At 64.8% G+C, this 21,900-nt stretch carries 19 protein-coding genes; 10 read left to right on the top strand and 9 right to left on the bottom strand.

The window, feature by feature from the left end; translation table 11 throughout:
• Positions 1–22: 22 nt before the first annotated feature.
• Entirely contained in the window at positions 23–1,288 is a 1,266-nt protein-coding gene (locus H290_RS0119525) for a hypothetical protein (protein WP_155976945.1), read from the bottom strand.
• A 95-nt stretch (positions 1,289–1,383) separates the two neighbouring features.
• Positions 1,384–3,066: a glucose-6-phosphate isomerase gene (gene pgi, locus H290_RS0119520; protein WP_028463410.1), complete on the bottom strand. Its 1,683-nt coding sequence runs from the start codon at positions 3,064–3,066 to the stop codon at positions 1,384–1,386.
• Positions 3,067–3,191: 125 nt separating this feature from the next.
• Between pgi and H290_RS0119515 the strand changes: the two genes are divergently transcribed.
• Positions 3,192–4,148, top strand: coding sequence for a formylglycine-generating enzyme family protein (locus H290_RS0119515; protein WP_020108515.1), 957 nt, complete (start codon positions 3,192–3,194; stop codon positions 4,146–4,148).
• On the opposite strand, the gene H290_RS0119510 is transcribed toward H290_RS0119515, so the two are convergent.
• From H290_RS0119510 to H290_RS0119495, 3 genes are all read right to left on the bottom strand, one after another.
• Positions 4,130–4,858: a hypothetical protein gene (locus H290_RS0119510; RefSeq protein ID WP_020108514.1), complete on the bottom strand. Its 729-nt coding sequence runs from the start codon at positions 4,856–4,858 to the stop codon at positions 4,130–4,132. The two genes, H290_RS0119515 and H290_RS0119510, sit on opposite strands and share 19 nt — an antisense overlap.
• Before the next feature lie 178 nt (positions 4,859–5,036).
• Positions 5,037–5,255, bottom strand: a complete 219-nt coding sequence (locus tag H290_RS29275; protein WP_020108512.1) for a hypothetical protein — start codon at positions 5,253–5,255, stop codon at positions 5,037–5,039.
• Between the two features lie 120 nt (positions 5,256–5,375).
• Positions 5,376–6,053 carry a TetR/AcrR family transcriptional regulator gene (locus H290_RS0119495; RefSeq protein WP_196809589.1) on the bottom strand — a complete coding sequence of 226 codons (678 nt, stop codon included), beginning with the start codon at positions 6,051–6,053 and terminating at the stop codon, positions 5,376–5,378.
• A 98-nt stretch (positions 6,054–6,151) separates the two neighbouring features.
• Here H290_RS0119495 and H290_RS0119490 point away from each other — a divergent pair, with 98 nt between their 5' ends.
• Complete coding sequence (locus H290_RS0119490; protein ID WP_020108510.1) at positions 6,152–7,654, top strand: MFS transporter; 1,503 nt, start codon at positions 6,152–6,154, stop codon at positions 7,652–7,654.
• Positions 7,655–7,665: 11 nt separating this feature from the next.
• Here the strand turns inward: H290_RS0119490 and H290_RS0119485 are convergent, their stop codons facing one another.
• Both H290_RS0119485 and H290_RS0119480 read right to left on the bottom strand, forming a co-directional pair.
• The gene (locus H290_RS0119485) at positions 7,666–9,066 is read right to left on the bottom strand and encodes a sulfatase (protein ID WP_020108509.1); all 1,401 of its coding nucleotides are present in this window, start codon (positions 9,064–9,066) and stop codon (positions 7,666–7,668) included.
• A gap of 145 nt (positions 9,067–9,211) precedes the next feature.
• Positions 9,212–9,517 carry a chorismate mutase gene (locus H290_RS0119480; RefSeq protein WP_231373756.1) on the bottom strand — a complete coding sequence of 102 codons (306 nt, stop codon included), beginning with the start codon at positions 9,515–9,517 and terminating at the stop codon, positions 9,212–9,214.
• A gap of 40 nt (positions 9,518–9,557) precedes the next feature.
• Here H290_RS0119480 and H290_RS0119475 point away from each other — a divergent pair, with 40 nt between their 5' ends.
• A complete protein-coding gene (locus H290_RS0119475; RefSeq protein WP_231373755.1) occupies positions 9,558–11,435 on the top strand; it encodes a hypothetical protein in 1,878 nt (625 codons plus the stop codon).
• 17 nt (positions 11,436–11,452) lie between these two features.
• On the opposite strand, the gene H290_RS0119470 is transcribed toward H290_RS0119475, so the two are convergent.
• Positions 11,453–12,994, bottom strand: coding sequence for a hypothetical protein (locus H290_RS0119470; RefSeq protein ID WP_028463408.1), 1,542 nt, complete (start codon positions 12,992–12,994; stop codon positions 11,453–11,455).
• Positions 12,995–13,095: 101 nt separating this feature from the next.
• Here H290_RS0119470 and H290_RS0119465 point away from each other — a divergent pair, with 101 nt between their 5' ends.
• Positions 13,096–15,648, top strand: a complete 2,553-nt coding sequence (locus H290_RS0119465; protein ID WP_028463407.1) for a UvrD-helicase domain-containing protein — start codon at positions 13,096–13,098, stop codon at positions 15,646–15,648.
• Between the two features lie 78 nt (positions 15,649–15,726).
• Here the strand turns inward: H290_RS0119465 and H290_RS0119460 are convergent, their stop codons facing one another.
• Positions 15,727–16,854 (bottom strand): M23 family metallopeptidase, encoded by a 1,128-nt coding sequence (locus H290_RS0119460; protein ID WP_020108505.1) that lies wholly within the window; start codon positions 16,852–16,854, stop codon positions 15,727–15,729.
• A 368-nt stretch (positions 16,855–17,222) separates the two neighbouring features.
• On the opposite strand from H290_RS0119460, the gene sucC reads away from it, so the two are divergent.
• The 6 genes from sucC to H290_RS0119430 all read left to right on the top strand — a co-directional run bounded on the left by sucC (position 17,223) and on the right by H290_RS0119430 (position 21,802).
• Positions 17,223–18,386 carry an ADP-forming succinate--CoA ligase subunit beta gene (gene sucC / locus H290_RS0119455; protein ID WP_020108504.1) on the top strand — a complete coding sequence of 388 codons (1,164 nt, stop codon included), beginning with the start codon at positions 17,223–17,225 and terminating at the stop codon, positions 18,384–18,386.
• Positions 18,387–18,399: 13 nt separating this feature from the next.
• Positions 18,400–19,290, top strand: coding sequence for a succinate--CoA ligase subunit alpha (gene sucD, locus H290_RS0119450; protein WP_020108503.1), 891 nt, complete (start codon positions 18,400–18,402; stop codon positions 19,288–19,290).
• Positions 19,291–19,437: 147 nt separating this feature from the next.
• On the top strand, positions 19,438–19,791 hold the full coding sequence (locus tag H290_RS0119445) for a cupin domain-containing protein (RefSeq protein ID WP_020108502.1): 354 nt from the start codon (positions 19,438–19,440) through the stop codon (positions 19,789–19,791).
• Positions 19,792–19,928: 137 nt separating this feature from the next.
• Complete coding sequence (locus H290_RS29270) at positions 19,929–20,663, top strand: hypothetical protein (protein WP_020108501.1); 735 nt, start codon at positions 19,929–19,931, stop codon at positions 20,661–20,663.
• Entirely contained in the window at positions 20,660–21,142 is a 483-nt protein-coding gene (locus H290_RS0119435) for an RDD family protein (RefSeq protein WP_020108500.1), read from the top strand. The genes H290_RS29270 and H290_RS0119435 overlap by 4 nt, the downstream gene beginning before the upstream one ends.
• 42 nt (positions 21,143–21,184) lie before the next feature.
• On the top strand, positions 21,185–21,802 hold the full coding sequence (locus H290_RS0119430; RefSeq protein WP_028463405.1) for a TetR/AcrR family transcriptional regulator: 618 nt from the start codon (positions 21,185–21,187) through the stop codon (positions 21,800–21,802).
• Positions 21,803–21,900: the final 98 nt, after the last annotated feature.

Genomic DNA, 21,900 nt, shown 5'->3' with positions numbered 1-21,900 from the left:
GTGCCGGAAAGGCAGAGGTCGGCTACCAATACGTTGCTGACAGTTCCCAATGACCGAGAGCTTTGTTGATGAGTTCATGTAGGTCTTCACCAGTTGCAACCGCTGGATCGGGGATCGCGAGGGTGATGGTCATCACCCCGGCCGACTCCGCGGCCCAGCCTGCGACACTGGTGCGCGTCGCGCTCGTATCCCGCGCGGAAAGCCGCGGATGCACGGAGCGGGCAGCGATCGCGTGCCCCCGATGACCGGCGAGAATCGACAGGAAGCCGTCGAGTTCGCCGAGGTTGGAGGCCAACCCGTCTCGCGAGCCGGGGTCCGGGACAAGGGCATTCGCGGCGCGGTGCCCGATGACCTGCAGGAGTTCTGCGGGCATGCCGGCCGGTGGTCCCAAACCGGAGCCGTCACCGGCGGCGGCAAAACCGGCGCGGGCACGTTGCCGCAGCAACGGCAGGTCGTGGCATTCGTCGATCGAGCCGATGGCGATCGCGGCGGCGGTCAGCGAGTTCGCCTCGTCCCCGCCGCGGGCCACCGGCAGCGCGAGTTCGACGGGCCCGGAACCGCGAATCTGCAAGACCAGTTCACCGATCAGCGCCGTGAACAGGGTGTTCGCCGTGCCGCGGTGCTCGGCGGCAGCATGTTTCCAGGCGCCGGCATCGACGGAGAAGATCGCGGTCGGTTCCCGCCACCGGGGCGAGCCGGAGGATTTGACGGGTCCGGTCTCGGAACGCTGTGCCGCAGCGAACAGTTCGGCGCGATGCGCTCGATCGCGGCAACCCTTCCAGAGGCTGCGGGCGACACCACCGACTACGATCCGAAGTTGCGAGGAAGCATCCCGGATGTCGTCGGCGAGCGAGGGCGGGCCGGCGGGGGATACCTCGGAAGTCGTTGCCACCGCACTCGTTTCGCTTGCGGCCAACCCCGCGGCCGTCACCAGCGCGCGGGCGTCGGCAACCACATGCGAGCAGACCAGGGAGACCACACTGCCGCCCGCTTCGAGCCGGGCCAGCGACAGTTCCCACACGGGACCGGCGTCGATGTCGAGGTTGCGCTCGCCGCATGTGTCGGCCCAGGCAGTGATGGTTCCGGGTGCGAGCGGTTCTGGTTCGACGTGAATCGGCGCCACCGCGGCATCGGAGGCAAAGGCGTTGCGGGCCGGCCAGATCCGCCGACGGACCACCCGCCGGGTCAGCGGGCCGAGCGTCAACGCGCGATGAGCCGATTCGAGATCGGCGGCGGTGAGGGTGTCGTCGAACCGCCAGAGCCCCTGCATGGAGAGGGGAAGGCCCATGCCCTGATGAGTCCTCCAGAAGATGTCATCTGATACACCGAGTCGCTCGGTGGTACCGATCGGCCTTCCCCTCTGCTTCATACCTTCGGTTCCGCCTATGCGTCGCGGCCGCGGTGAGTCCGATACCAGCGCAGCAGTGAATCGGTCGACGAATCATCCTGAGCCTGCGGTGAATCGGATTCGGTGATCACCTTCAACAGCTCAGAGGCCTGGGTCTTTCCGAGTTCGACACCCCACTGGTCGAAGCTGTTGATATTCCAGATGGCGCCCTCGACGAACACCTGATGCTCGTACAGCGCGATCAACTGCCCGACCACCGACGGTGTCAGCTTGGGCGCCAGGATCGACGTCGACGGACGGTTGCCCGGCATCACCTTGTGCGCGACCACATGTGGGTCGACACCCTCCGCGGAGACCTCGTCCGCGGTCTTGCCGAATGCCAGCACCTTGGTCTGCGCGAAGAAGTTGCTCATCAACAGGTCGTGCATGCTGCCGGTGCCATCTGCTGTGGGGAGATCATCGGTCGGCTCGGCGAATCCGATGAAGTCGGCCGGGACCATCCGGGTGCCCTGGTGCAGCAGCTGGTAGAAGGCGTGCTGGCCATTGGTTCCGGGCTCACCCCAGAAGATCTCACCGGTATCGGCCGTGACGTGGTGGCCCTCGATGTCGACGGATTTACCGTTTGACTCCATCGTCAACTGCTGCAGGTAGGCGGGGAACCGCGACAGGTCGTTCGAATACGGCAAGACCGCCCGTGCGGCGGTGTCCCAGAAGTTCGAGTACCACAACCCGATCAGGGCGAGCACCACCGGAGCGTTCTGATGCAGTGGGGCGGTGAGGAAGTGGTGATCAACAATGTTGAACCCGTGAAGGAACTCGCCGAAGGCTTCTTTGCCGATCGCAGCCATCACGGACAGCCCGATGGCCGAGTCGACGGAGTACCGGCCACCCACCCAGTCCCAGAAGCCGAACATGTTGGCGGTGTCGATCCCGAACTCGGAGACCTTTTCTGCGTTGGTGCTCACCGCGACAAAGTGTTTGGCGACGGCGTCGGGTCCGGCGCCCAACTCGTCGAGCAGCCAGGACCTCGCAGCCGATGCGTTGGTGAGCGTCTCGAGAGTGGTGAACGTCTTCGACGCGATGATGAACAGCGTCGTCTCGGCGTCGAGCCCGTCGAGGGCGGCCACCAGGTCGGCAGGGTCGACGTTCGAGACGAACTCGCAGCGGATGTCGGTGTCGACGTAGTGACGGAGCGCCTTGTAGACCATCACCGGACCGAGGTCGGAGCCGCCGATGCCGATGTTCACCACGGTCTTGATGGATTTGCCGGTGTGGCCCTTCCATTCACCCGACCGCAGCTTGTCGGTGAACTCGCCCATCGCGTCGAGGACCACATGGACATCGGCCACGACGTCTTGACCGTCGACCTTCAGCGTCGCGTCGCGGGGGAGTCGCAGTGCGGTGTGCAGGACGGCACGGTCCTCGGAGGTGTTGATGTGCTCACCCCAGAACATCGCGTCGCGTTTTTCGGTGACACTGGTCTGGCGGGCGAGATCCAGAAGCAGATCGAGTGTTTCACGCAGCACCCGATGCTTGGAGTAATCGATGTGGAGGTCGCCGACGTCGATCGTGAGATCGGTCCCTCGGTTCGGGTCGACGGCGAAGACCTCCCGCAGATGCATCGCGTACACATGTGGCTGATGCGCAGACAGTTCTTGCCAGGCATGCGACCCGGTCAGATCGAACTTTCGGTGTGGCTCAGTCGGAACGCTTGTCATCGTGGACAGCCCCTTCATCGGTGTTGCGAATACTCGTACTTCACTGCCGTACCTCGACCATCAGCCTAGTCAGACCGTGCTCCTCACTCACGCCGACTCGGCACACCGGGCTAGCATCGAGACCCATGTCATGCTGCACGCCCGCCGCCGGATCCGGTGACGATTTCGCGGTGCCGGCGATCGAGACCACGGGTCACCACCGGGTACCTCAGGTGACGATTCCGGCAGGCAGCTTCGTGATGGGGGACCACAGCGGCGACGGATTCGCAGCCGATGGCGAACTGCCGTTGCACGAGGTGTCGATGAGTGCGTTCAGCATGGATGTCCACCCTGTCACCACCAACGATTTCGCGCAGTTCGTGGCCGCCACCGGGTATCGGACCGTTGCCGAGCAACAGGGATTTTCGGCGGTGTTCCACCTGCTGGTCGCGGATTCCGGCGACGTGATCGAGCAGTACCCGGACGCGCCCTGGTGGCTCGCTGTGACGGGCGCCGATTGGAAGCAACCCTTCGGGCGGACATCGACCACCGACGGCCTGGGTGATCATCCCGCGGTGCACATCAGCTGGATGGATGCGCAGGCCTATTGCGAGTGGTCGGGCCGCAGCCTGCCCACCGAGGCGCAGTGGGAGTACGCGGCCCGGGGTGGCCTGGCCGGCGCGCGATATCCCTGGGGTGATGAATTGACCGCCGCCGACGGTAGCTGGTTGTGCAACATCTGGCAGGGCGAGTTCCCGGCGCACAACACCGCCGAGGACGGATACCTCGGGACGGCTCCGGTTCGCAGCTATGTGCCCAACGGGTACGGACTGTGGCAGATGGCGGGCAACGTCTGGGAATGGTGTGCCGACCGGTTCGACCCCCGGTACTACCGAGGTGCCGAACCTCGGGATCCACAGGGACCGGAGCGCGGCCGGGCGCGGGTGCTGCGGGGCGGTTCGTACCTGTGCCACGACTCGTACTGCAACCGCTATCGGAATTCGGCCCGATCGCACAACACGCCGGTGTCATCGATGGGCAATGCAGGTTTCCGCACGGTGGGCGTGCCCGGGGACGGACGTGGTCAGGCCGCCGAGACGTGATCAGACGTCGGCCAGGTGCCGACGGTGGTGGTCGCGTGGCGAGGACCGTCGAGTCGCGCGCCCCGGACGTGATCACGGAGCCAGTCGGACGCGATGTCGGGATGCAGGTGGGCGAACACCGCCGCGGTGTAGGCCAGGTCGGCGGTGTCCGCGACGACGCTCACGCAATCGAAGGTCGTGGTTGTCGGTGGATCGATGATTGCGGACAGGTCGGCCGAGGTCACCCGGGCCGTGGCGCCACCGGGGGATGCGGTCACCGATCCCGCTTGGACCGTCACGCCGCAGCTGAGGGTATCTGCGAGGAGTCGGCTGGTGCGGTCGGTGAGGAATGCGCGCGCGGTGGGCATCAATTCGAGTCGGATGTCGGACGGAACAGTCACGGTTCCACGTCCGAGCTGTACGCGATGCCAGGGCGGGATGGGTGACTCGGCGTCGCCGCAGTGCACCACTGACGAGGCGTCGTCGGTGAGATCGGCAAAGTAGAGGGCATCGATGATCAGCTGATCGAGCAGCGAGGAGACCAGCACGGGCTGGCCGCCGGCCAGATCAACGGCTTCGATCTCGGCGCAGTCGTGGTCCCGGTTGACGGTGGCATCGAGTCGGGAGGCGACGGCACGGATGTGTTCGACCGCGAGGTCAAGCAGTGCTGGGTCGTCGACCGTCACGATGATGTCGGTCGCGAGTCCTTTGATGGTGGCGGTAGCCGTCATGGGGGTACACCTCATTGTGTCCAGATCGTCTGCAGATGACATTCATTGTCGTCTCCGAACCTGGCAGGTGCCTGTGAGGAGTCGATGAGCACCCTGACGAAATTCCGGCACAACGCCAGATCGCCGGCCACTGCGAGGTGACCGGCGATCGGGTGGGAAGGACGTGGCGGCGCAGGGATCAGGCGGCGACCACCACGTCGTAGTAGCCGTCGTAGTCGGTGTCGGAGGCGTACTCGTCGACGTAACCGTCGTAGTCGTAGTCGATCTCGGCCTCGTCGGCGATTCCGTCGCCGTTGGTGTCCCATTCGCAGACGTCGATGTAGCCGTCGTCGTTGGTGTCGGTGACGATCGTGTCGACGATGCCGTCGTAGTCGGTGTCGAAGTACTGGGTTTCCATCGTGGTCTCTTTTCTCCGGGCCGATTGTGTTCGGTCGCAGCTCGTTTGCTGCAGTCGGAGATAAGAGAGCCGGGCGAGCGGGTTTGTTCCCGGGCCTGTCGACATTGCTTGTGGTGCCTGTCAGTTCCGGTCGGGCAGGAGGGCGGCGCAGACGGTCACCCGGATCCAGTCCTCGAATTCGTCGTAGGTGAAGCCGGCCGTGCCGACCAGCTGCTGATGTGTGTGCGGGCTCGCGATCACCCAGACCGTGTCGGCAGCCGCCTCGGGGGTCAGGCCGGGCCGGAGGTGCGCCGGGTCGATGGTGGCGAGGAGGTTGCGGATGCTCATCCGCCGGACCTCCATCAGCGACTGCCAGTCGCTCGCGGCCTCGGGGTCGATCGCGGCAGCCTGCGCATAGGTCCTGAATCCGACTGCGGCGCGCTGCGCGAGGAGCCGGAACTGGTGGGTCGCATGCGCGATCAGGTCGCGGGGGTCGGCGGCGACCGGATCGAAGGTCCCCAAGATCGCCAGCGGCATGTCGTCGGGGTTGACCGATCCGGGATTGTTGCCGATCACCTGCGACTCCATCATCCCGCGCAGCAGACCGCGTTTGCTGCCCCACGACGAGTAGAGGCTCTGCACGGATACGTCCGCGCGTTCGGCGATCTTCGTGACAGTTGCAGCGGCGTAACCACTTTCGGCAAACACCTCGATCGCCGCAGCCAGCACCCGCCGGCGTGTCTCGGCCCGGGTGACGGCGCCCGCCTCCCGCTGCCGGTTGGTTCTCCGGCTTTTTGACCCTGTTTCGCTCTTGCTCACACACCCAGTATATGCCATGCTTTGGAAAGACGTTCTAAATCATTGGAACACAACTCCAAAACCTCTATCCGGCATTCATCCCTGGAAGACCCGAAGCCATGACAACCACACACCTCTCCACGTCGAAGCCGATCAACACGCGCGCCATCATGATCGTGGTGTGCATCGCCCTGGCGGCCGTTGTCGCTGCCATGTCGTCGCTCAACGTCGCCCTCCCGGATATCGCCCGGGCGACCCACGCCAGTTCGACACAGCTGGCCTGGATCGTCGACGCGTATTCGCTGATCTTCGCGTCGTTCCTCCTGTTGGCCGGTGCGATCGGAGACCGCTACGGCAGGCGCAAAACCCTGATTGCCGGACTGGCGATCTTCGGCATCGGATCGGTGGTCGCGATGACCGCCACCTCGGCCGAAGAGCTGATCCTCCTGCGCGGAATCCTGGGGTTGGGTGCGGCGCTGGTCATGCCGGCGACGTTGTCGACGATCACCGGGACCTTCCCAGCCGACAAGCGAACCCAGGCAGTCGGTGTGTGGGCCGGTGTGGCCGGTGGCAGCGCGATCCTGGGTCTGTTGTCTTCCGGTGTGCTGCTCGAGTTCTTTTCGTGGCGTTCGGTTTTCGGTCTCAACGTGGCACTGGCAGCGACTGCCCTCATCGCGGCGTGGCGCATCGTGCCCGAGTCCGCCGACCCTGATGCGCCCCGACTCGACATCGGTGGGGCGGTGTTGTCGATCGCCGGACTCGTGGTCCTCGTGTACTCGATCATCGAAGCTCCCGAGGCGGGCTGGGCATCGGCGCGCACCCTCATCGGCATCGCCGGTGGCCTGGTGATCCTGGCCCTGTTCATCCGTTTCGAACTACGCAGCAAGGCCCCGATGCTCGATCCACGGATCTTCGCTCACCGCGGCCTGAGCGCCGGCAGTCTGTCGATCTTCATGCAGTTCTTCGCATTCTTCGGATTCATCTTTGTGGTGTTGCAGTACCTGCAGCTGGTGCGCGGTGGCTCGGCGCTGATGTCGGCGATCCAGATGCTCCCGATGGCCGCGGTGATGATGCCGTCGGCGCGCCTGTCACCGACACTGGTCGAGAAGTTCGGAACCCGGCGGGTGTGTGTCACCGGGCTCGTGCTGGTCGCCGCGGGATTGCTCGTCCTGTCGCAACTCGATGTCGGGACATCGTACTGGTTGATGCTTGCCGGACTCGTCCCGCTGGGAATCGGGATGGGAACCGCCATGACCCCCGCGACAAGTGCGATCACCGGCGCACTTCCGGCATCGCAGCAGGGCGTGGCCTCGGCGATGAACGACCTGTCCAGGGAAGTCGGTGGAGCGCTCGGCATCGCTGTGCTCGGCAGCTTGCTGACGCAGGGCTATCGCAACAATCTCGAGCTGCCCGGTCTACCTGCCGAGGTGGTGGGCAGGGCCAGGGAATCGTTCGCCGGCGCGACCCACGCCGGCGGTCAGATCGCCGCCCATGCCGACACCGCCTTTGTCAGTGGCCTGCAGATGGCGCTGGTCGCGGGTTCGGTGGCGGTGCTCATCGCAGCTGTGGCAGTGGGACTGCTGTTGCCGCGCGGTGAGCGGATCGCTGTCGACGACCAGTGATCGCCTGAACCTCAGTGATGCTCGCTGGTGGTCGAATCGATGCGAAGCTCGCGCTCGCTGGCCCGGGTTCGCCGGGACGGCAGCGACCGGTCCGCGTGCTCCTCGTCGACCTTGTCGAGTTGTTGGCGGTGACGGATCATGAACTCCAGTGCAATCCTGTTGCCGTCGGCCTCCGCCGGCAACACATCACCAGTGTCGGAGCGCCATCGGTTCAGCCGCTCTCGCAGATCGGCGACCACGTCGGACAGATCGGGGTCGTCGATCAGGTTGTTCAGCTCGAGCGGATCCGACCACAGGTCGTACAGCTCCTGCGCCGCCCGCGGCAGATCCTCGGATCCGTCCAGCGCGCGGGCCGACGGACTGTCCCGGATGTCCAGCGGCAGACTCAGCGCCGGGCGGTCGGCGTAGTTCTCGATATAGCTGTACCTGGCGGTACGAATCGCCCGGATCGGATCGAAGTTGTCGTGGAAGTTCTTTTCGGTGAAGACCTCGTCGCGCACCGCTTCGGACGTGGCCCGGGTGATCGTCTCGGCGTGTGAGAAGCCTTCCACCACATCGGGAATCTCGATACCCAGCAGATCCAGCACGGTCGGGGTGAGGTCGACGCCGCTGAAGAGGTCGTCGTAGACGAACGGCGTGATGTTGCGGTCGGTGGGTGGCCGCACGATCAGCGCGACCCCGGTGCCCTCGGAATACAGGGTTGACTTGGCGCGGGGAAAGGCCAGGCCGTGGTCGGTGACGAAAACAACCCATGTGGTGCGGTCGAGGCCGAGTTCGGCGAGGGTGTCGAGCAGTCGTCCGACCGCGGCATCGGCCTTGGTGATGGAGCCGAGCAACCCGGCCAGGTCCTCCCGCACGGGGCGGACGTTCGGCAGAAATGCCGGGACGACAACCTTTTTCGGGTCGGCGTGTACGTACTCGTCGGCCGGATACGGGCGGTGTGTCTCGAAGAAGCCGGCCGTCAGCAGGAAAGGCTGCTTGCGGCGCGCCGGGTCGGAGTCGAGTTCACGCAGCCAATCCTGTGAGCGTTCGACGACATAGTCACATTCCGAATCGGAGATGTCGAAGTCGTCGAAGCCCAGACGACCCGGGTCGCTCGACTCGTGCTGCATGCCGAAAAGCGCGCTGTACCAGCCGTTTTTGCCGAGCACCTGGGGGAGGGTCAGAACGTCGTCGTGGTATTCGAAGCCGTGGTGTGCCAGACCGGTCAACCCGTTCGAGTGCGGATAGCGGCCGGTGAACAGCGAACCGCGGGCCGGGGAGCACAGCGGTGCGGTGGCGTGGGCATTACTGAATCGGATCCCGTCTGCCGCCAGGGCATCCATCGTCGGGCTCTCGACGCCACCGGCGCCGTAACAGGCGAGGTGGCGGCCCAGGTCGTGCCAATGGATCAGCAGAACATTCTCGGCCATTCACCACTCCTGTGTCGGGTCCGGGTCTTCTCGTGCGATCGGCGTACACCCGAGTCGACCAATCCTGTCGGCAACGCATCCGCCGGGCCACATTTAGGTTCATCGTGAGCCGAATGCTGCGGCGACCAGTCGAAGCAGGGTCGGGCTAGCGACCGAGCGGTCCTCGGCCAAGACGCAGCAGCAACATGGCGAGTGTGTGGCCTTCTTGGCCGAGCTCACTGAAACGGTCGAGGACCTTCATCTCACGGCTGTGCACCAGCCGGGTTCCACCGGACGCCATGCGGGCCTGCCCGATCCGCTTGGACACCGCGGTCCGGCGCTTGATGGCGGCCAGGATTATCGCGTCGACACGGTCGATCTCGCGGCGGAGGTCGTCGATATCCTCGGGGAGATCGCCCACGTCAGACCCTAGTTCGAGGGCCGACAGATCAATCGGCTGGTCAGCAGTCACGGGCCCAAGTGTGCCACGCACGGTGGTGACACTGGTAAGAGTGGTCGTTGTGCATCCGCCCGCAACGACCCTCGGCTCAATTGGTCGAGCTCCACCCGCGTACTCCCGTCCGGCCCCACCGGCCGGTGTGGCGTCGCGGGGGCGGACGGCAGTGTGGATCGCGGCGGCACTGATCCTCCTGCAACTCGTCGTTCGGACCGCGCTGGTCACCGGTGCCAACTTCTACTGGGATGACCTCGTCCTCATCGGCCGTGCCTCCGAGTTGTCGACGTTCTCGTGGGAATACCTCATGTTCGGTCACGACGGTCACCTGATGCCCGGTGCGTTCCTGGTCGTGGGTGTCAGCACCGACCTCGCGCCGCTGAACTGGGCGGTCCCGGCTGTCACCCTTGTGGTGGGTCAGTTGCTCGCAGCGGTGGCCGTGCTCCGGATGCTGATCGTCATCGCCGGGCGAATGCGCCCGGCACTGCTGATTCCGCTGGCGTTCTACCTCTTCACACCGCTGACCGTGCCCGCGTTCACCTGGTGGTCGGCCGGGCTCAACACATTGCCGATGCAGATCGCGATGGCGGTTGTCGTGGCCGAGGCCGTGCAGTTGTGTCGCGGCGGGGTGATGAACCGCCGGCTGGTCATCGGCCGCGCGCTGGTCGCGTTCGTCATCGGTCTGGCGTTCTTCGAGAAGTCGCTCCTGATCGTGCCGGTGGCGATGGCCGCGGCCGCGATCTGGTGCCTGATGTCGGGCCGCGGCACCACCATCGGCCAGGCAGCGCGGACGGCCTGGATGTCGGCGCGCGAGTTGTGGATCGGGTTGTGCTCGATTACAGCGGTGTGGCTGGCTTTGTACCTGGCCGTCGTGCCGGTCGATACCGAGGATCACTCTGTTGGACAGACGTTGCAGATCGCATGGCGTTCGGTCAGCGCCGGGCTGATCCCGGGACTGCTCGGCGGGCCGTGGGACTGGGAACGTTGGTTGCCGAGCCCACCGTTCGGATCCGAGGGCTGGCAGGTGAAGGCCATCGGATGGCTGCTGGTGCTGGGAGCTGCCGGCTACACCCTGTACACGCGCCGACATGTCGGCTGGGTTCTCGCCGCCGTGGCCGGGTATGTGTTCGTGCTGCAGATACCGATCATCTGGAACCGGACCGGCGCGCACACCACCGTCCAACTGGCCCAGACACTGCGCTACCTGCCGGACAGTGCGCTGGTCATCACCCTCGCGATGGCGCTGATCCTGGTGGCGCCGACCAGCGGGCGCCGAATCGGGCACAGCCATCTGCGGTGGGTCCGCCCGGCCGCGGTGGTGGCGGTTGTGGCGTTCATCGTCAGCTCGCTGATCGCCACACAGCAATTCTCCAAAGAATGGCGGACCGACCCCACCGGTGAGTACCTCACCAACGCGCGGGCATCCCTGGCGGAGAGCCGGGATACGCCGATGTTCGACCATCAGCTTCCGATCGAAGTCCTGCTGCCGCTGGTCAAGCCCTACAACACGGTGAGCAAGGTCTTCGGCAGCCTGTCCGACCGACCGGAGTTCGACGCGCCGACAGACAAGCTGCAGGTACTCGACGACTCCGGCCGGCTGGTGCCTGCGGCCATCACACCGGTTCGCATCACCGGAGCCGGTCTCGGTGACTGCGGCAATCCGGAGGTCACCGGTCCCACCGATCTCGAACTCGACGGACCGCTGATCGTCTGGTCATGGAAGGTTGCGCTGCCGTACTGCGCCACCACCGACGGCGAGATCGAGGTCGGTCTCGCCGACGGCGACCCGGTGACCGCGCCGGTCAAAGCCGGGCTGAACGCCGTCTATATCCAGCTGCACGGCGGTGGGACCCAGCTCCGGGTCCGTCCACTGACGCCGGGACTAGGACTCCACGTCGGGCAGAGCAGAGTCGGTGAACTCGTGCGGGTGCCGTGATCGGTATCCGTCGGGACTCACACCGCGGGGACGGTGACCACCTCGACGCCGCTGACCCCGGCGTCCTCGAGCGTTTTCACCGTTGCGGCGGCGGCATCGGACTCGGCGAACACCCACCGGACCGGCGAGTTCCCGGCGGCGCCGGTCTGGGCCTTGGCGGCCGCGATCATGATGTCCGTGCCGTCCCAGCTACTGCTCAGCGAGCCATCGCTGCCGATGTTCTCCGAGTAGCCGGGGCCGAAGGCTGCCAGCAGCGTGCCGTCCGCCGCCCGACCGTCGAACGTCTGCCCCCCGACCACGTACGTGTACGTGGAGTTGATTCCGGTGACCTGCAGGTTGTAGTCGCGGCTCCCGGCACTGCCCTTGAATCCGGCCGGCGTCCAGACTCCGGTGGGTTCGGCGGTGGAGACATGTTCGTTGGCGGCGAGAGCTCGTGTCAGTACCCCCGGATCCTGATCGAGGTAGGCGGTGAACACATATGAGACGTCACCTTTGAGGGTGCCGTCCTCATTGGGGACATTGAACGCGCACCGGGTGTCACCGCGACCATTCAGCGGGATGACCACGGTGTGGGTGCAGGTGCCGCCGACCGGTCGATCGTTGAGGGTGAGGGTCATGTCACCGACGATGGTGATCGATCCGGGGGCGCTCGTCCCGGGGGTGGTGGCGACATAGGTGACGATGTACTCGCAGACCGGAGGACTGCAGGGCGCCGGGGCCACCGAGAGGCGGAATCCGCTCTCGTCGAAGTTGGGGTTCAGATACGGCGCCGGGATATGGGCGAGGGTCGCGGCCTGCTCATCGATCGCGTCGTAGATCCCGGCGATCTCGCCCGGCTCCAGGGACTCGACGGTCAAGTCGACGTCGATCACCGCGCCGCCGGGCTGATCCAGCGGCCCGACAACGGTCGCGAGGGTGTCGGTGCCGTCGACAACGGTGGAACGCAGGGTGCCACCGGCAACGAGGGTGCCGTCGTCCTCTTCGACGATGTCGGGAAGTGCTGCCGGTGTGAATCGCTCGTCGGGGGTTCCGATCAGGCCGGTGGCCGGTCCCTTCGCGGCCATGTCCAGCGATGAGTTGTCGTTGCCGAGAGCCAGCCCGAGTGCGGGTGGGGCCAAGAGCAGACCGAGATCGGGGAAGGTTGCCGGGTCTAGCGCGGCCCATCCACCGGCGACCGCCTCGTAGTTCATCTTGGGATTTTCCAGCTGGGCCTTCCAGAAGCCGGCCGAACCCATGGCATACGTCTGCCGATTCACGCCGATGATGTCGGCGGACTCTCCGCCGATCTTGATCGTGCCCCGTAGGTCGCCGCTCGCGGTCACCTCGACCCCATCGAGGTTGATCTTGTCGGAGCCGGAGGTGACGGTGCCCGAATAGGTGGCGCCGCGCTGGTTCGCGAACTCCAGCGCGACTGCGGTGAGCTGCTTCTGGGCCAGAATCGACGGGGGCGCCACGGCGGTTCCGTCGGCGCTGCGCGGGATGAACATGGCCACGATGACCGCGATCAGCGCGACGACGGCGACACCGAGTGCGATCTTCGGAATTACTGTGCTCTTCAACGTGATGCCCCCACCCTCGAGTGGCGATGATGTTACCCAACGCGCGCGAGCAACCGGTGAAGTCGTGAGGTGTCGGTGCGAGCGGGTAACTTTGGAAGACGATGAAAAGCGCTGCTCCCCACCCGTCGCTGCCGGGCATGGCCACTGGAAACCTGCATGACGACACCCGCACCGAGTCCCGGCGTGCCCAAGAACTGCTCGACGGCCTCAATCAACAACAGCGGGCCGCGGTTCTGCACGCCGGTTCGCCGCTGCTGATCGTTGCCGGTGCCGGTTCGGGCAAGACCGCAGTGCTGACCAGGCGGATCGCCTATCTGCTCGCCGAGCGCGATGTCAGTCCGGGTCAGATCCTGGCGATCACGTTCACCAACAAGGCGGCCGCAGAAATGCGGGAGCGGGTGGTCGACCTGGTGGGCCCGCGCGGGCATCGCATGTGGGTCAGTACGTTCCACTCGACCTGCGTCCGCATCCTGCGGGCTCAGGCAACTCTGCTCAGCGGGATGAACTCGAACTTCTCGATCTACGACGCCGACGACTCACGCCGGTTGCTGGGCATGATCGTGCGCGATCTGGATCTGGATCCGAAGAAGTTCAGTCCTCGTGGTGTGGGTATCTCCATCTCCAACTTCAAGAACGAACTCGTCGACCCCGATGCGGCGATGACCGCAGCCGAAGAGGCCGGCGAGCCCGCCGGCAAGACGATCGCGCAGATCTACCGGCAGTACCAGCAGCGGCTGCGCTCGGCCAACGCCTTCGACTTCGACGACCTGATCGGCGAGACCGTGGGTTTGCTGCAGGCCTTCCCCGAGGTCGCGGAGTATTACCGTCGGCGCTTCCGGCATGTCCTGGTGGACGAGTACCAGGACACCAACCACGCACAGTACGTCCTCGTCCGGGAGTTGGTCGGCACCGGCGCCGTCGGCAACGTGACCCCGGCAGAGCTGTGTGTGGTCGGTGACGCAGACCAGTCGATCTACGCCTTCCGCGGTGCGACGATCCGCAACATCGAAGAGTTCGAGAGAGACTTCCCGAACACCGAAACCATTCTCCTGGAACAGAATTACCGGTCCACCCAGACGATTCTGTCGGCCGCCAACGCGGTGATCTCGCGCAACGCCGGGCGTCGTGAGAAGAAATTGTGGACGGACTCCGGCGACGGCGAACTCATCGTCGGCTACGTTGCCGACAACGAGCACGACGAGGCGCAGTTCATCGCCCGTGAAATCGACGCCCTCTCCGATTCCGGCGACTTCACGTACTCACAGATCGCCGCGTTCTACCGCACCAACACCGCCTCGCGGGCGCTGGAAGAGGTGTTCATCCGCCTCGGCATCCCGTACAAAGTTGTCGGCGGGGTCCGCTTCTACGAGCGCAAGGAGGTTCGCGACGTCGTCGCGTACCTGCGGACGGTGGCCAATCCGGACGACACGGTGAGTTTGCGCCGCATCCTGAACACACCACGCCGGGGGATCGGCGACCGCGCCGAAGCCTGCGTTGCAGTGCACTCGGAGAACACCGGCACCAGCTTCTATCAGGCGCTGATCGACGGTTCTGAGGGCAAGGTCCCGCTGTTGGGAACCCGTGCGGTCAAACAGATCTCGGCCTTCGTCGAACTCATCGAAGGCTTGCGCACAGATTTCTTGTCGAGCTTTGGTGAAGCCGGATCCGATGCCGCCGACATCGCCGAGATGGACGCCGGAAATGAGGCCGGCGACATCGGTGAGCTGGTGGATGCGATAGTCGAACGCACCGGATACCGCTACGAACTCGAGGGTTCCTCGGATCCGCAAGACGGCGCCCGCCTCGACAACATCAACGAATTGATCTCGGTGGCACGGGAATTCAGTGCCGAAGCCGCAGAGGCCGTGGCCACCCAGATTCCGGAGATTCAGATCGACGATGCCGGAGACGGTGTTTCGGTGCAGCCCGAGGATCCCGATCTCGAACCTGATCCGGGTGAGCCCGAACCCGGTTCGCTGGCAGCGTTTTTGGAGCGAGTGGCGTTGGTGGCAGATGCCGACCAGGTGCCCGACGACGAAGACGGTGTCGTCACGCTGATGACCCTCCACACGGCCAAGGGTCTGGAGTTCCCGGTGGTCTTCGTGACCGGCTGGGAGGACGGGCAGTTCCCGCACATGCGTGCGCTCGGTGATCCGGCCGAGCTGTCGGAGGAGCGCCGGTTGGCCTATGTGGGCATCACGCGGGCCCGCAATCGGTTGTATCTGAGTCGGGCGATGGTTCGGTCGGCGTGGGGTACGCCGATGCAGAATCCGGAATCGCGCTTCCTGCAAGAGATTCCGCAACATCTCATCGACTGGCGGCGTACTGAACCGAAGCGCGGTATGGGCCGCGGTCTGAGCGATGGCACCCGCGACTACGGCGACAACGGCCGCGGTTTCGGGGGCGAGCGCTTCGGTGGTGGTTCGTTCGGATCCGGTTCGCGACGTAAAGAGTCGTTCGGCTCGCCGACCCGTGGTCGCAACAACCAGGTCCACGTCGAGGTGGGCGATCGAGTGACCCATGCCAAATACGGGATGGGCAAAGTGGTGGCAAAGGAAGGCGCAGGACCCACAGAACGGGTCAAGTTCGACTTCGGGAGCGCCGGCCAGATCACGTTGATGTCGCTGGGCGGGCTACCGGTCGAAAAGCTTTAGCGCAGGGCTTCCCGGCGGGACGAACGTGCTGCGATGCCTGCGCTGGCCTGGAAGCCAGGTGGCTGCCGGCGGTTTGGGTCAGCTGGCGTAGTTGGAGAGCTGTACGCCATGCGTGGCGAGCCACGGCGCCGGGTCGATCTTCGTGGTGCCGTTCTTCCAGACCTCCAAGTGGAGGTGGGGACCGGTGGAGAAGCCTTCATTACCGACCAGCGCGATGACGTCACCTGCGGTGACCGTCTGGCCTTTTTGAACGAGTACTCCGCTGGATGACATATGGCCGTACATGGTGACGGTGCCGTCGGGAGCCTGGATCTGGACCCAGTTTCCGAATCCGGATGCCGGTCCGGCCTCGATCACCACACCGTCGGTGACGGCGTGGATGGGCGTGCCCAGCGGCGCCGCCATGTCGATACCACCGTGGAATGCTCCCCACCGGTTGGCGTACAGGGAGGTGAACTGGTAAGCACCGAGCGGGATCGGGGAGACGATCGTGGGCCGGCGTGCGGCGTCGTCCGCGGCCTGCTTCTCCTCGGCGATGTGCTGACCGGTCGAGAGCTGGGCCGTGAAGGTGTCCATGTTGGCCGGTGCCGGTGCAGCGGCCACTCCGGCAGCTGGTGCGTCGATGCTTCCGGGGTAGGCCACCGGGGCCGGCGCGGCTGTCTGCGCGGACTCGGACTGCTGGGCAAACGATCCTGTTGCGGCTGCCACCGCGGCTCCGGCGGCGACCGCGAGAAGTGCGGCACGGCCCTTCAGTGCCTGTGGCGGTGCGGCGATGCGATGTTTACCGCCACCGCGCTGCGGGGAACGCTGTTTCCGTGGAGACCACTCGGGAGCATCGTCTGCAGGGGCGAAGTCGTCGAACTCGGCGCCGTGGACATCAAAGGGATGTTCGTGGACGATCTCGTCGAACTCGATTTCCGCGACAACGATGTCCTGCGTGATCTCGGCGGGCCGGGGCTGGTCGTAGGCGTCACGGTCGAAGCGGCGGGTACCGGTGGATCGGCGGTCGGCGGGGCTCTCGGCGACGGACTGGTTACGCCACTGACTCAGTGGGCCGTCTGCGTACTCCTCGAGACCGAAGTCGTCGATCGGGATGATGTTGGTGATCTCGTTGTCACGAAAGGCGTCAGGGCGCTGCTCGTTCAGAGTTCCGGCCGAAGCGCGCGAACCTGCGCTGCCTCCGGTAATCGTTCCGCGAGCGTCCAACGTGTGAGCCTTCCTAGCGTGTACAGAAGCAGTTCGAGGTAGTTCCACCGAACTGCACGGACAATTTGCTGTGACAAATCCGTTACCTTCTGACTCAGCGACGGTAACGAAATGATTGCGACGCCCGCAACCGCAAGTGGATATAAGGCCCCGAATGTGAGCTGTATCACCTAATTGCGTACGCTTTGTCCGGATGCCGCACCGCTGGTCGCGGGCAACTAATGGCAACTGATCGCCGTCTGCACAAACAGCGAGTGATCTGGGGCACAAAGCGGTGGTAGCAGTGGCAGGCGTCGTTTCTGGCGGCGTTACAGTCGTCGTGGTTCGCAGGCACCAACTGCGGACAAACCTACGAGATGGTGAGCTGAATGGATCTCTTCGAATACCAGGCGAAGGAACTCTTCGCCAAGCACGAGGTGCCGACCTCGGCAGGACGTGTTACCGACACGGTTGCCGGCGCACGTGAAATTGCCGAAGAAATCGGCAAGCCCGTGATGGTCAAGGCCCAGGTGAAAGTCGGCGGTCGCGGCAAAGCGGGTGGCGTGAAGTACTCCGCCGATGTCGATGCCGCAGTGGCGAACGCAGAGGCCATCCTCGGCCTCGACATCAAGGGCCATGTTGTCAAGAAACTGCTGGTCGCAGAGGCGAGTGACATCGCCGAGGAGTACTACATCTCCTTCCTGCTCGACCGCACCAACCGTACTTACCTGGCCATGTGCTCGGTCGAGGGTGGCGTCGAGATCGAGGTCACCGCCGAAGAGAACCCCGACGCACTGGCCAAGATCCCCGTGGACGCCGTCAAGGGTGTCGACCTCGCGTTTGCTCGTGAGATCGCCGAAGCCGGCAAGCTGCCCGCCGAGGTGCTCGACGCCGCGGCCGTCACGATCCAGAAGCTGTGGGAAGTCTTCATCAACGAAGACGCCATCCTGGTCGAGGTCAACCCCCTCGTGCGTACGCCCACCGATGAGATCCTCGCCCTCGACGGCAAGGTCACTCTCGATGAGAACGCTGCCTTCCGTCAGCCCGGCCACGAGGCCTTCGAGGATCGCGACGCAACCGACCCGCTCGAGCTCAAGGCCAAGGAAAACGACCTCAACTACGTCAAGCTCGACGGTGAGGTCGGAATCATCGGCAACGGTGCCGGGCTGGTCATGTCGACCCTCGACGTCGTCGCCTACGCAGGCGAGAAGCACAACGGCGTCAAGCCTGCCAACTTCCTCGACATCGGTGGCGGCGCCTCGGCTGCCGTGATGGCTGCCGGTCTGGACGTCATCCTCAACGATGCTCAGGTCAAGAGCGTGTTCGTCAACGTCTTCGGTGGCATCACCGCGTGTGACGCCGTTGCCAACGGCATCGTCGGCGCACTGAAGACCCTGGGCGACGAAGCCAACAAGCCACTCGTCGTGCGTCTGGACGGAAACAACGTCGAAGAGGGTCGTCGCATCCTCGCAGAGGCCAACCACCCGCTGGTGACGGTCGTCGGAACCATGGATGAGGCCGCCGACAAGGCCGCCGAACTGGCGAGCAAGTAGGAGCTGTAGATCAATGTCGATTTTTCTGAACAAAGATTCCAAGGTCATCGTCCAGGGCATCACCGGTGGCGAGGGAACCAAGCACACCGCTCTGATGCTCAAGGCCGGTACCCAGGTCGTCGGTGGCGTCAACGCACGTAAGGCCGGCACCACCGTCAGCCATGACGGCGGCGTGGAGCTGCCCGTGTTCGGCACCGTTGCCGAGGCCATCGAGAAGACCGGCGCCGACGTGTCGATCGCATTCGTGCCGCCGAAGTTCGCCAAGGACGCGATCATCGAGGCCATCGACGCCGAGATCCCGCTCCTGGTTGTCATCACCGAGGGAATCCCGGTGCAGGACAGCGCGTACGCGTGGGCCTACAACGTGTCCAAGGGCAACAAGACCCGCATCATCGGACCGAACTGCCCCGGCATCATCACCCCCGGTGAGTCGCTGGTCGGCATCACTCCGGCCAACATCGCCGGTTCGGGCCCGATCGGCCTCGTGTCGAAGTCGGGCACGCTGACCTACCAGATGATGTTCGAGCTGCGTGAGATCGGCTTCTCGACCGCCATCGGCATCGGCGGCGACCCGGTCATCGGAACCACCCACATCGACGCCATCGAGGCGTTCGAGAAGGATCCCGACACCAAGATCATCGTCATGATCGGTGAGATCGGTGGAGACGCCGAAGAGCGCGCCGCCGACTACATCAAGGCCAACGTGACGAAGCCGGTCGTCGGTTACGTCGCAGGCTTCACCGCTCCCGAGGGCAAGACCATGGGCCACGCCGGCGCCATCGTGTCGGGCAGTCTGGGCACCGCGCAGGCCAAGAAGGATGCACTCGAGGCTGCAGGCGTGAAGGTCGGCAAGACGCCGTCCGAGACCGCTGCTCTGGCTCGCGAGCTCTACAAGAATCTGTAATCAGCTCACCTGAGTTGCTTTCGCCGATGGCGTCGAACCCGCTTGCGGGTCGGCGTCATCGGTCGTTTGAGGACTTGGCCGACCTACGAGGTGTCGGGCCAAGTAGTGTTCAGAATTACTGTCAAGAACCGTGCGGAAGGCTGACCGATGACCGATGTCCAGGCGGAAGAACCAACGGAGCCAGCGGAATTCACGGTGATCACCGGCCTCGACGAGGTTATCGACTCCGGAACCGACCGGCCGAAGATCGACGTGGTGGCCAAGGTTGCCGGAGCAAACGTGGTGCACCTGTCGCTTCGGTCCGGGCAGGTGATCGATGACCATCGATCGGCGACACCCATCCTGGTGATCGGCCAGCGTGGCCTGATCGAGTTCACGGTGAACGGTGAGCGCGTGGAACTCTCGCCGGGTACGGCGGTCACTGTCGCTGCGAGTGTCCTGCACAAGCTGGTCGCGGTAGAGGATTCGGCTGCCACCTTGCTGATTCTCAAAAATGCGTAGTGGTCCCGGTCCGTCGGCCGAAGATCTGCCACCGCGTCCGATTCTGTCGCCAGAACTTCGCGGTCGAGTATCGTTCAAATGAGCGGTAGGGGATACGAGACACCGGCTTTCAGAGCGGCGAAGAGAGTGGTAGGCCAATGGTCACTGGTGCGGCGTTGACGTCGAGCGTGGTTCGCCGCGCACGCGGCATCTACGGTGTCGCGGTCCGTATTCCTGTTGCCGGCCCGCTGATCGAGCGCGGAGCCACCGAGGTGACAGCACTGGGTGAGCAGGCCCTCGACACCGCGATCGAACTGACGCGGGCCGCTCTCAAGGTCGTCATCGGCGAAGTGATCACCGCGCTGGTCGAGGAGGTCGATCTGACCGATCTGGTCCTGAATCATGTCGACCTGGACAAGGTCGCCACCGGGATCGATCTGGACGGAATCGCCGCGCGCATCGACATTGACGCCATCCTGGGTCGGGTCGACATCGACGGCGTGATCGAGACCGTGGACCTGAATCGTGCGGTGGGCGGTGTCGACATCGATGCGATTGCGGCACGGATCGACATCGACGCCATACTCGGTCGCGTCGACCTGATCGGTCTGGCCAACGAGGTCATCGACGGTGTCGACCTGGAGGCGATCGTCCGCTCATCCACGACCACACTCACCAACGGTGTCCTCGACGACGTCCGCCTGCAGGGCGCTCACGCCGACGACGTGGTCGCCGGTGTCTTCGGAAAACTCTTGGGCCGCAAGCCGACTCCGCACAATGGTGTACCGGTGATCAATGGTGTGGTCGAAGCGCCGTCGACCACCACTGTTACCAAAGTGGTCGTCGATGTCCACCGGCGCGAGTCCGACGATCCCCCGGCAGGTCGACCATGACAGGTGCGACACCTACGCCGCATCACATCAACGAGCCGCATCACACGAGCAAGGACGCACTCGACACCCGGACGGCGGGCATTGTGAGCCGAAGTGTTGCGGCTGCGCTCGACGTGGTGGTGGTGATTTTGATCCTGGGCTCGATGTATCTCTTTTTCTTTTTGATCGGATTACTGTTCAGCCCCGGATCGTTCAGTGCTCCGAACCCGAACATCGCGTTGTCCGCTGTCGCGTCGTTTTCGGTCAGCGTGATCTATCTGACCACGTGCTGGGCGGTATCGGGCCGGACGGTGGGCTCAGTGGCGATGGGGCTCGAAGTGGTCAGTCGCGACGGACGTCGGCTGGGTCCCCTGCGGGCGCTGTTGCGGGCGCTGTTTTACGCCTTCTTCCCGATCGGCCTGGCCTGGGTTGCCGTCGACAGGCGTCGCCGGTCGGTCCAGGACATGGTGCTGCGTTCCCGGGTCATTTACGCCTGGTGAGGGTGCAGCGGTTCGGGTGGACCTCGGTATTCTCGACAGACGATGACATCTGCAACTGAGGGCTCCCCGTCGCCGGCACCGGTGACCCGTCGTGGTCTCGCGAAGGCCGCGCGCCGGCGTGAACTGCTGGCCGCCGCAGCTCGGCTGATGGCCGAACGGGGTTTCGCCGGTGTGCGACTGGAAGACATCGGGGCAGCGGTCGGGGTCAGTGGTCCGGCGATGTATCGACACTTCTCCGGCAAGGACGCCGTTCTGGCCGAAATGCTCATCACCATCTCGCAACGCCTGCAGTCCGGCGGCGAAGCGGTGGTCGCCGGGTCGACCGACGACCTCGACGCGCTGGATCGGCTGATCGAGTTCCATGTCGACTTCGCCACCACCGAACCGGAGTTGATTCGCGTCCAGGACCGCGACCTCTCGTCACTGACCCCGGAGGCCAGTCGTGAAGTCCGCAGACTGCAGCGTCAATACGTCGAATTGTGGACGGACGTACTGGTCCGGGTGGACTCGTCGATCCCCAGGCAAGAAGGCCGAACGCGGGTCCACGCGGCCTTTGGCCTGATCAACTCGTCGCCACGGTTGCCTGACCTCGAGATCGCCCGCCAGCAGAAGTTGTTGGCACAGATGGCGCGGGCCGCGCTGACCGCCGCCCGCACCTGACCCCCACCCCGCCCGCAAACGCTCCGCTTGTACGAAGACGCTCCGCGAATATGTGGAGCGTCTTCGTATTTCTGGAGCGTTTGCGGAGGGCAGGTGTA

It is taken from the genome of Nocardia sp. 348MFTsu5.1 (assembly GCF_000383535.1).
Taxonomy (GTDB): Bacteria; Actinomycetota; Actinomycetes; order Mycobacteriales; family Mycobacteriaceae; genus Williamsia; species Williamsia faeni.
Note: the sequence above shows the minus strand (reverse complement) of the source record. Positions and strands in the feature narration are given on the sequence as shown.